The 697-nt window shown below is 79.3% G+C and carries 2 pseudogenes; both read left to right on the forward strand.

Features of this window, described 5'->3' with window-relative positions:
- Positions 1-398: pseudogene (locus tag ABEB16_RS14805) on the forward strand (glutamyl-tRNA reductase); the annotation flags it as partial.
- Positions 395-697, forward strand: a pseudogene (locus ABEB16_RS14810) (hydroxymethylbilane synthase); the annotation flags it as partial. The pseudogenes ABEB16_RS14805 and ABEB16_RS14810, both read left to right, overlap by 4 nt.

Raw genomic sequence — 697 nt, forward strand, 5'->3', positions numbered from 1 at the left:
TGCGCTCCGTGCGGCAGATCATCGCCGAGGAGGTCGCCGCCCACGCCGCCGCCCGCCGCGCCGCCGACGTCGCCCCCACGGTCGTGGCGCTGCGCGCGCAGGCCCGGCACGTCGCGGAGGTGGAGCTGCACCGCCTGGAGCAGCGCACCCGCGGGCTGGACCCCGCGCTGCGCACCGAGGTGGAGCGCACGGTGCACCGCATCGTCGACAAGCTGCTGCACACGCCGACGGTGCGGGTCAAGGAGCTCGCGGAGGACCCGGGCGGGCCCGGCTACGCCGAGGCCCTGCGCGCCCTCTTCGACCTCGACGTGGCCGGCAGCGCCCGGGTCGGCGACGCCCCGCTCAGCGGCACCGTCGCCGACGCCGTCGGCGGCCACGGCGGGGGAGCGCGCGGGTGAGCGCCCTGCGCCTGGGCACGCGGCGCAGCGCGCTGGCCACCACCCAGAGCCGCACCGTCGCCGACCTGCTCGCCGCCGCCGGGACGCCCGCGGAGCTGGTCCTGGTCACCACCCACGGCGACGTCTCCACCGCGCCGCTGGCCAGCATCGGCGGCACGGGCGTGTTCGTCTCCGCGCTGCGCGACGCGCTGCTCGCCGGCCGGGTGGACCTCGCGGTGCACTCCCTCAAGGACCTGCCCACCGCCCCGCCGGAGGACCTGGCCCTGGCCGCGGTCCCCGCGCGGGAGGACCCGCGCGAC

The organism is Kineococcus glutinatus (assembly GCF_039542765.1).
Lineage (GTDB): Bacteria > Actinomycetota > Actinomycetes > Actinomycetales > Kineococcaceae > Kineococcus_A > Kineococcus_A glutinatus.